Below are 9,294 nucleotides of genomic sequence, written 5' to 3'. Positions count from 1 at the left end.
CCAAGACAAAACCTTCAAAAAAACCTCTTCCAAACCTCTGCGATCGTACCCTTCTCCAAAAAATATCAGCGCCATTGCCAGTAAAGGAACGGGAACCCGTTCCACTACTGCCCCAATCGTCTGCAATTCCCAGAGGCGATTGCCAAAATTAGCTGGTATAAGAACTGCAATCGTATCTAATACAGACAAAATTAATAGACCGTAGCCAATCCAACGCAGTCTGTAGATAGAAAAACCTTGTTCGCCTTGTAAGTCATTCATAAAATAATCAGAGTTGTTGTTAAGAAAAATCTCTCTTGACCCCGCCCAATAACGGATACAAGCCCCCGACAACAGTCATGGAGAATCAAAAATTTTAGACTCTTGTTCCAGCTTCCAGATTCACCTGTGGAATAAATCTAAAAGCTAAAAGCTAAAATCCACTGACTCAACTCAAGGCTCGGGAAATCGCGGCTGCCACCACCCATACCAAGAAACCCAAGCATTCTCTAGAATTTTTTTGGCATCTTCTGGAGTTGTTTTATCCAAAGGCACAGACATCTGAGTCCACAAACAGCGCCGGTCTTGAATATTTCCCCTACCCAACAACCAAAACAGAACACGGTTTGGCTGCCAATCGCGAGTATTTCGATTATATCTAAACTGTTGGGAAGTTACTGTAGGACTGCCATGAGGATTGATACATGAACTCAAATACAGTCGATTTTGCTGTTGCAAAAGTCCGTGAAACCCCGCGCCTTGAGTGCTTGCCAATGCTAGTTTACCAGGATTCGACTTGAGAATAGTATGTCCCTTCATCATACCTTCCACATCCCCAATGCTGTCTACCGCATAGCGCATCTCTATTTCTAGACCCATGCTATTTTTTTGATATTCATATTTCCTGGCAGCTTTGAATTCTGAATTTTCCTTAATTTCCAGAAGCGCGCTATTGTTTAGTTTCCAATCGGCTAGAGGCACCGACTCGGGAAACTCAAACGGGGTTGCCACATTCTTGCCGTCCGATGGATAGAAAACCAATTTTCCGGCAACCAACAAAACCCCTCCCAAAGTAACAGCCAACAGGGAAAGCCTAAGTGGTTTCCAAGAGGTAATAGCCATTAGAAATTCTGTCCTTCCTTATTTTGGGGTTGGTCTTTCAAAATTGCAAACCAGCAGAATAACCCGAAAATAAATACAGCAATCATAGAAAATATTACCGAACCATTTCCTTCGTGCCAGTATTTAAATGCTTCGGGTTGAGATAGCGATACCAGCACTGCCATGAGAGCAACTCGCGCGGCATTAACTAGAAATGCAGTAATTATGGCCACGAATGGCAATACTATTTTCTGACCCGTAGTGGTAGGAAACATCAGTAAGAAAACCAGAGCTAGTCCTAACAATTGTAGCATCGCATTTACGCCCGAACAGCCGTGATACACTTCCACACTGCCATTTTCCAGGATTAGAAAAACCCCTCTTCGCACCACTTCAAATCCTAGATAGTGGAGGAGGAAAGCTGAAAATTTTGCTGTTAATAGGGCGACATCAACGAATACTCCGATCAATCCCGGAGGAATAGCTGTATAGCCAAGAATTAGAAGTTCCTGCCTATATTGTTTTAGTCCTTTTGTGCCGGAAGCCAGCAATGCGAGACTGATTCCCGACAAAAAAGGCGTTGCTCGAATAAAAAAGTCGTATCCAGATATGGATGAACTTTTGAGCAATATTAAAGCAATTAACGATGACCCAAAGAAGCTGGCAAAAACTCCGCTTTCAAAAGTTAAGGATTCGTGCCTTTCCCAAATGAGAAATGCTACGACTCCCCAAAACAGTAACATTGTACCAAACAGGTCTGTGTCGTTTGTTCTGGAAGTTAGAGTTAGGTGTATGGCAATCAAACCGGAGGCGATGCCTAACAGCCAGTATTTAGGTTCTTGGACGTGCTTGAGCCAGTTTATTTCGGTCATTGGTGCTTTTTGTTTTTCCTAAAAGCTTCTAAATTGCTTAATCTTGTAACTCTATTAAAATTATCAGCTACAAACACTTGCATTTATGCGTTTCGGATGATTTTTAACTAAATCTTCACAATGATTGACAAGGGCGAATGTGTGTGATACTTACCTTTCCCTAATTAAATCTGAAATTAGGCGCAAAGATTAAAGAAAACAGGTTTTTTAACTCTGATCGATCGCACTCAACTAAAAATTTTCCTCCCTCAAACCCCGTTTCTGCACCTAGAGTTCAAATGTAAAGCTTGAAGGCAAGACAGAAACCTTTGTTGGACGCACTCTTGAGCTTGAAAACCAGTTTTTTACCGGTGCTGGTTTTTGGTAGCCCGTGCGTCCAAGAGTAGATTAATTAGAGTAGACTTTCCGGTAGTAAGTTTGATATTCCTCCGAAAGCAGGGGTTCCCACCAATCCCGATGGGCTAAGTACCATTCTACAGTCTGTCGCAAACCTTCTTCAACGGTTACTGAGGGAGTCCAACCTAACTCAGTTTTAATTTTGCTGGCATCAATAGCGTAACGCCGATCGTGCCCGGCTCTGTCTTTGACAAATGCGATTAATTGTTCGCAAGGACGGGCGGGTAAATCCTCAGCTAATTCGTCCATTAGCTGACACAGCATTTTTACTAAATCGAGATTTTTTACCTCGTTGTTTCCGCCAACATTGTAGGTTTCCCCAGGCTGACCGCGGTGAATAACGGCATCTAAAGCGCGGCAGTGGTCGAGAACGTAGAGCCAATCTCGCACGTTTTGACCGTCGCCGTATACTGGCAGCGGTTTGCCCAATAGCATATTGATGCACATTAATGGAATGAGCTTTTCTGGGAAGTGATAGGGGCCGTAATTGTTGGAACAGTTGGTGATAATTGTCGGGACGCCGTAGGTGTGGAAATAGGCGCGGGCGAGGTGGTCGCTGCCAGCTTTGGAGGCTGAGTAGGGACTGTTGGGCGAGTAGGCAGTTGTTTCTGTGAAGGCTGGGTCATCAGGACCGAGACTGCCGTAAACTTCGTCGGTAGAAACGTGGAGGAAGCGCATTTGTGCTTTGAGAGAGGGATCGTCAATTGCTTCAAAATGCTTGCGGAAGGCTTCTAAAAGCGTGAAGGTTCCGACAACGTTTGTTTGAACAAAGGCTGCAGGCCCGATAATTGACCTGTCAACGTGGGATTCTGCGGCAAAGTGCGCGACTGTGGTGATGTTTTCTTCTTTGAGCAAGGTATCGACTAAGGTACGATCGCAAATATCCCCCTGCACAAAACGAAAATTTTCTCCTCCTTCCAAAGTTGCCAGGGTTTGTCTGTTTCCGGCGTAGGTTAAAGCGTCGAGTACGATTACTCGATCGCCCGCATAGGTGCTGCACCAGTGATGCACAAAATTTGAGCCGATAAATCCAGCCCCGCCCGTCACCAACAATCGGCGAGGATCTCGCTCAATGCCTTGAGTCGCGTTGTCTGTCATAAAAATAAGAGTTATTCCAATAACTAAGCCTTTACAAAAGTAGCCTTAAAAGTAGTTTGTCACCAAGTGTTTGCCAGTCTGCAACTAAATTTTCTAGTGTCTCACCGCAGATTTTCTAAGTTGGGCGCGATCGAAGTATTGGTTCACAAAAGTTTAACTTTTACCTTTTTTTTGGCCGAAACGCTTACAAAGCAAGCATTGCAAATTTTTAAGCTGGCAAATTTAAATTTGAATTGCGTGAGGCTATAGCTGACTTTTGCGATCGATCTTCGATATGGGTGGCGCGCAGAGTTGATACATTTGTAAAGAGCTGTTACCATTAATTTTTTAATTATCCTTTACAATCTCCAGAGCACCATGAAGAAGTTTCAAGTGTTAGCTGGCATTGCTTCCGTTGTCGCGATCGCAAGCAGTATCGCTGTTTGTGACGCCGCATCTGCTTTCCCCTGTTCCTACAGCAAATCTGGGGCGGCTAAATCTGGTTCTGCGACAACAATCCTAGGTTCCGGCGGCTCGGAGCGAATGAATCCGTGGAAATCTTACAAAACAGCAGCTCTCGGTTTCCTCGGTTTGGCTGGGCTTGGGGGCGCAGGTGCGGCCTACATGAGCTACCGCGCTGGCAAGCGCGCTTCTGCTGCTTGCGCGGCGATGACCGATAATTTTGAAGTTTTTGAAGAGTCGATCGATCCGATCGCAGATGCAGGTGTTTCTGGACACATGGAAATTCCCGTGTTGCTCGATTTGGGGGCGGCGGGTGCTGTAGCTGAGTCAGCAGATGCGGTTGCAGCCGTTCGGGAACACCCAGAAGCTCCGGGCGGCGAGCTGGATTTGCCAGTTTCACAAGTTGCTGAGTTGAGTTTTGAAATTGCGATCGAACAAGTCCAAAGCGCGATCCTCAAATAGTTATCTCAAACCAAAGTATTCGCTTAGCGCACCTCCAATCTTGCCAGATTGGAGGTTTTTTGACTGGAAATTATCTACCCTAAAATTTATTTTCCTGCCGCTCGCAAAGCAGTGCAAACAATTGAGAACAGATGAATCGATAGCAAACAATATCCTATTCCCGCAAAGCTCTCGGAGGGTTTAATTAATATCAGTTTTAAAAAAATTGCTACCATCCTCAATCTTATACCAATTATTAAAAGTTGCTACTGCCCCTCATGACAAGGCTGTGCCATTTCCCTACTGTATTTGATGCGATTGAAACTGCTATAAAATTAGATGAGTCATAGTGAGATAGTATGTTGTGGAGGCGATCGCTAAAAATACTCTTCAGATCAATCTGAGGGTAGACGGCAAGAGTTCAAGTGACCTGTTATCGTTGAAAATATAGCCCTACAGATTACAACTCTAGGTTATTATGAATGCTTGGCGCGATCGATTCAATCAATTTACAGGTAAAACTCGAGTGGCAGTTTGCCGGGTGTTCGTTCACCTAACAGGCGAAGAAGTTGCACCGCTGTTAGGAGTTCTCAACCGCACCGCCAGAAGAGCAATTGATGCCGATGGCGACATAGCAGTTTTAGGAGAAGGTCTTGTAGAAATTTGCAATCACCTGTTGCAGTACGACAACTACTGGCAATCAGCCGCCAATGAAGGCGATGTTTTTTGGAATGAAGGCGAAGCGGGCGATTATGTGGATGAACTTTTCATTGATTCAGCCGATCGCTATCTCAGCGAGCCTCAATACAGTACATCTGTTTACGATAAAAATTCCCCCTTGTCTTTGCCTGTAACTAGAAATATGGTGGTGATGATCACAGTTGCTTATGAAGGCGAAGTTCCTGCCCTAGAAACTGACCTTGCTGATATCAACGCGCTGAAAGTCGGTTTAAAAGCCCTGATGAATTTACATTACCAAGAAAGGCTCCGAGCTGTGCAAGTTCACTTTTCTCCCGCACAGTTGGGAGACGAACTTACTAACGACCAAGTGTTGGTCAATTTCCCCGAACTTATTCCGATTTAAGGAAGGAAGAAGTTCGGCAACGGATTCAGTAACGGGTGTAATTGATGTAACTGATGTCGGGAAGAAGGAAGAAGGAGCCATTATCAAACAATCCATGCCAAATTATAAATTACTATTTATGATGCTGCGAAAACTGACAATTTATTTAATGGCTTTAATTTTCTTAGCGACGGCAACTGCCTGCGGTTCTCCAAGCAGACAAACTTATACAAATCCTGCTGGGAATCCAAATATTAACACAGTGCGTCCTACACCAAATAATAATAACTTGAGTCCAGGTCAATATCCCGTACAGCAAGCTACCTACGACGATGCTGATGGCGAATACAGTTTAATGTTGTTGAATACTCCCCCCGGCAGTCCCCCAGTTTACCGAACTACGGATTTGCAAATGGCTCGGTTAACGGATGAAGAAATATCGGCAGGCAAGAAAAGTTATCTAAATGTGGATAACAATCAAGCGGTTTTGCATTTGACAGAAGATTTTAAAATTGAGTACGTTCACAACGTTACCGAAACTGTTCCTAATCCTCAAACAGGTCAGCCACAAACCGTAGTAGTGCGACAGCAATCTGGCTTCTGGGCGCCGTTTGCTGGGGCTATAGCTGGTCAGGCGATCGGCAGTTTGTTATTTAGACCGCAATATTATATGCCACCAGTCTATCAGCCGGGAATTATGACAGGATATGGCGGGTATGGCAATACTTACGGCCAAGCTGTTCAGCGGTATCAAACTCGCTACCAAACTCCGCCTCCAGTTGTGAGAAACCGTCAAGTTTTAAGGACGACCGGCCGCCTGCGATCGCCTACATATAACCAGCCAGTAAGACCCTCAGCACGGCCAAATGGCAATCGATCGACCGGTTCGGGTTACGGTGGGAGCACTTTGAGGCGATCGCCCAACTCAAATTCCCGGCAGCAAAGGCGGAGTCCGAGTTTTGGTAGCGGCAGGAATTCTCGTCAACCGAGTCGCAGTCGTTCTTTCGGGAGTAGAAGGCGTTAAGAATGTAGGGTGCGTCGCCCTCGACTATGGGCGCCTTAGTGAGAAGTTTCCCCCAGCGACGCACCATATAACTATCAAGGTAGATCGAGTTATATTGTTACGCGGGGATTTTTACCGACTTATAGGGTTGGATGAGAATTTCAGCGGGAATCCCCAGTTCTTGATTCAACTTCCGAATCATCTCCAATGTCAAGGAACGTTTACGAGATAAAACCTCGGATACCCTAGCCCGACTACCGAGACATGACTCTACATCGCGACGAGACCATCGGCGAGTTTCCATGTAATAATCAATCGCTTCGATCGCATCGGGGATTGCGATCGGTATGTGTTTCTTCTCGTAGGCTTCCACTAAGGTGCTGAGTAAATCTAATCGATCGTACTCAGGAGTGTTTGGGGCTGCATTAAACAGTAATTCGATTTCTCGAAGGGCTTCCTGATAGTCGGTTTCATTTCTAATTGGGCGCAATTCCATACATCCACCTCTGTTTAGACTATTTCTGCATCTACTTTGTCATACTTGGCATGAGTGCCAATAAATCGGATGAAAATAATACCAAGGTCATAGTGAATTGCCACAAGCAGCCGATACTTCTATCATAACGCGATCGCATCTTGCTTACTAGAAGGTAAGGTTTGCAATCGGGCGATCGCTCGTTGAAGTAACTTTGACCATGTGCATCACTGACCATTTTTTCACGGATGCAAAGATGCACGTAACTTTTCAATATCATCATCCTGAAAGCACTTGGAAAAAGAACGATCTTTGTAGGCATTTGGATGTGGAAGGAAAGCAAAAAATCTTTCACTGCTCCCTATCTTTATTGCCTCAGACACTGAGATTTTTTCAGGGATATTGAATTGACTTTGAATTGCTTTCCTTGCACCTACTCCCAGCACCACAATTACTTTTGCCCCTGCCAGTTCTAAAGTCCTCAACAAATAGGCTTCAACACATTTATATTGCGCTCGTTCTACGCCAATTTCATTATGGGATTTACAATGCACTATTTCGGTAAGCGCATAATCAATTCCTGGAACCACATCCCGTTCAAATAACTCCATAGCACGTTGCCGGACTGCTGCCCAGAACTTAACAGCATGGCTATATGTCCCGTCCATTAGTAAGGATTTCGTACCATTGACGATCCATTCCTTGCGTCCCCCTCCAAAACGATAACTGAAGTAATCTTCCATATCATCGTCTGACCAAGACCAATTTGGGTAGTTTTCAACAGAGCCAATTGATGGATTTGAACTCAGAAAAAGAATAGGAGCTTTCTCTATATGTCCACTCCAAGGCTCAGGTACTTGAAACTTGTCTAAATTGAGCGATCTTTGATAATCAACAATTTCGCTACATGGATGTTCAGCAGCAGGATTTTCTCGACAGAACCGTGCATGGGGGCAATGAGCAATTTCATGTAGCAGAGTTATCTCAGACATTTTAAATGTTGGATTGCTGAATGTTTTAATTATTTGTGGCTTTTCCAATACCCAGGCTCTCGACTGCAATGCGTTACTGCGAGAATCAAAATGTACTACATAGTATTGGACAGCTTCAGCATATTCGGCAAGTGCTTCAGGATGAAATACATACTTCATGGGTCAAGCAACAGCCTCACTTGAGCTAAGGCTTCATCCCCGGGAATTGCTTGGACAGCACCGCTTCGGATCTCGTTACGTCGTTTATGAGCCTCAGTTGTCCAAGCTGCCTGAATTATTGGGTCGATATCGAATTCTAAACTTTCTGCGAGTTTTTCTGCCAAAAGCGCTCTTGATGCACTAGGCAGAGATAAAAGCTCTTCTGTTAGTTGTTCAATTGACCGCATAGCTTGTCGCCAAATGCTTAATTACGATCGTAATGTAACAGATTTTAGACCCATAGAAGGTCATCTATCCGGGGTTGATGTGCTTCGCTATCGCGGCGATCGAACAGCGTAGACAAACAGTTTATCAGACAGTATAAAACCCCTCAATCTAAAATTGCTATGCTGTAACAAAGCATCTGTCCTTTCACGATCGGATAGCTGACATGACCCAAAGCTTCAACCCCACAACAATACCCCCCGCCTTTCCCGATCACACGCAACTCCCCGACTCCGACGGCACTTTTGTACATAACTTCCAAGAACATCCCCAGAGTATCCTACTCACCGACTCCCTGGAAACTACCCTGCAAACCCTCCACCCGGACGGACAATATGCGATCGGGCAAGATTGTGGCATTTACTGGCGCGAAACCGACCCTCCAGAAAAGGGAGCCGAAGCGCCTGACTGGTTCTACGTTCCCAACGTTGGGCCCCTAATAGATGGGGAAATTCGCCGCTCTTACGTGATTTGGCGCGAGTATATTGTGCCATTAATTGCGATCGAATTTGCAAGTGGAAATGGGGCTGAAGAACGAGATAATACTCCTTTATCTCGCTTACCAGAAGGTATCAACCAGAAACCCGGAAAGTTTTGGGTATACGAGCAGATTATTCGCATTCCTTACTATGCGATTTACATCATTAAAACGAGTGAATTGGAAGTCTATAACTGGGTGAATACTCGCTATCGCCGTTTGCAACCAAACGATCGCGGGCATTATCCGATCGACCTGATGGGAGTAGAGTTAGGTGTGTGGGAAGGTAGCTATCAAAATCAGCATCAGCGATGGTTGCGTTGGTGGGATAATCAGGGGAATTTGTTGTTAACTGGTAGCGAACAAGCTAAACTAGAACGCCTCCATACCGAACAGGAACGCCAAAGGGCCGATCGCGCAGAACAAACCCAACGGGATGCGATTCCCCAACTGCTGGCAATGGGTTTAACCGTAGAGCAAGTGGCTCAGGCGCTGTCGCTGTCGGTGGAAGATGTACAGAGATTGGGCTGAC

General features: G+C 45.1%; 12 protein-coding genes. 4 read left to right on the top strand and 8 right to left on the bottom strand.

The window, feature by feature from the left end; genetic code table 11:
* The 4 genes from QUA53_RS01065 to rfbB form a co-directional block, all read right to left on the bottom strand.
* On the bottom strand, nt 1–261 hold a 261-nt coding region (locus QUA53_RS01065; protein ID WP_333094412.1), incomplete at its 3' end, for an HpsJ family protein.
* Nucleotides 262–432: 171 nt separating this feature from the next.
* On the bottom strand, nt 433–1,101 hold the full coding sequence (locus tag QUA53_RS01060) for a cyanoexosortase A system-associated protein (protein WP_333094411.1): 669 nt from the start codon (nt 1,099–1,101) through the stop codon (nt 433–435).
* A complete protein-coding gene (gene crtA / locus QUA53_RS01055; RefSeq protein WP_333094409.1) occupies nt 1,101–1,952 on the bottom strand; it encodes a cyanoexosortase A in 852 nt (283 codons plus the stop codon). The genes QUA53_RS01060 and crtA overlap by 1 nt, the downstream gene beginning before the upstream one ends.
* Before the next feature lie 387 nt (nt 1,953–2,339).
* A complete protein-coding gene (gene rfbB / locus QUA53_RS01050) occupies nt 2,340–3,446 on the bottom strand; it encodes a dTDP-glucose 4,6-dehydratase (protein WP_333094408.1) in 1,107 nt (368 codons plus the stop codon).
* 357 nt (nt 3,447–3,803) lie between these two features.
* Between rfbB and QUA53_RS01045 the strand changes: the two genes are divergently transcribed.
* The 3 genes from QUA53_RS01045 to QUA53_RS01035 all read left to right on the top strand — a co-directional run bounded on the left by QUA53_RS01045 (nt 3,804) and on the right by QUA53_RS01035 (nt 6,415).
* Entirely contained in the window at nt 3,804–4,349 is a 546-nt protein-coding gene (locus tag QUA53_RS01045) for a hypothetical protein (RefSeq protein ID WP_333094407.1), read from the top strand.
* A gap of 457 nt (nt 4,350–4,806) precedes the next feature.
* Entirely contained in the window at nt 4,807–5,412 is a 606-nt protein-coding gene (locus QUA53_RS01040) for a DUF1517 domain-containing protein (RefSeq protein ID WP_333094406.1), read from the top strand.
* Nucleotides 5,413–5,530: 118 nt separating this feature from the next.
* Nucleotides 5,531–6,415 carry a hypothetical protein gene (locus QUA53_RS01035; protein WP_333094405.1) on the top strand — a complete coding sequence of 295 codons (885 nt, stop codon included), beginning with the start codon at nt 5,531–5,533 and terminating at the stop codon, nt 6,413–6,415.
* Nucleotides 6,416–6,512: 97 nt separating this feature from the next.
* On the opposite strand, the gene QUA53_RS01030 is transcribed toward QUA53_RS01035, so the two are convergent.
* The 4 genes from QUA53_RS01030 to QUA53_RS01015 all read right to left on the bottom strand — a co-directional run bounded on the left by QUA53_RS01030 (nt 6,513) and on the right by QUA53_RS01015 (nt 8,247).
* On the bottom strand, nt 6,513–6,890 hold the full coding sequence (locus tag QUA53_RS01030; protein WP_333094404.1) for a transcriptional regulator: 378 nt from the start codon (nt 6,888–6,890) through the stop codon (nt 6,513–6,515).
* 14 nt (nt 6,891–6,904) lie between these two features.
* Nucleotides 6,905–7,000 carry a type II toxin-antitoxin system HigB family toxin gene (locus QUA53_RS01025; RefSeq protein WP_333094419.1) on the bottom strand — a complete coding sequence of 32 codons (96 nt, stop codon included), beginning with the start codon at nt 6,998–7,000 and terminating at the stop codon, nt 6,905–6,907.
* Between the two features lie 111 nt (nt 7,001–7,111).
* Entirely contained in the window at nt 7,112–8,020 is a 909-nt protein-coding gene (locus tag QUA53_RS01020; RefSeq protein WP_333094403.1) for a hypothetical protein, read from the bottom strand.
* Nucleotides 8,017–8,247, bottom strand: a complete 231-nt coding sequence (locus tag QUA53_RS01015) for an addiction module protein (RefSeq protein WP_249069860.1) — start codon at nt 8,245–8,247, stop codon at nt 8,017–8,019. Before QUA53_RS01015 ends, QUA53_RS01020 begins: the two co-directional genes overlap by 4 nt.
* Before the next feature lie 203 nt (nt 8,248–8,450).
* Between QUA53_RS01015 and QUA53_RS01010 the strand changes: the two genes are divergently transcribed.
* Nucleotides 8,451–9,293 (top strand): Uma2 family endonuclease, encoded by an 843-nt coding sequence (locus tag QUA53_RS01010; RefSeq protein WP_333094402.1) that lies wholly within the window; start codon nt 8,451–8,453, stop codon nt 9,291–9,293.
* The last annotated feature ends 1 nt before the right edge of the window (nt 9,294 follow it).

The organism is Microcoleus sp. Pol12B3, from assembly GCF_036701355.1.
In the GTDB taxonomy this organism is placed as follows: domain Bacteria; phylum Cyanobacteriota; class Cyanobacteriia; order Cyanobacteriales; family Microcoleaceae; genus Microcoleus.
This window is presented reverse-complemented; position numbering and strand designations above follow the sequence as displayed.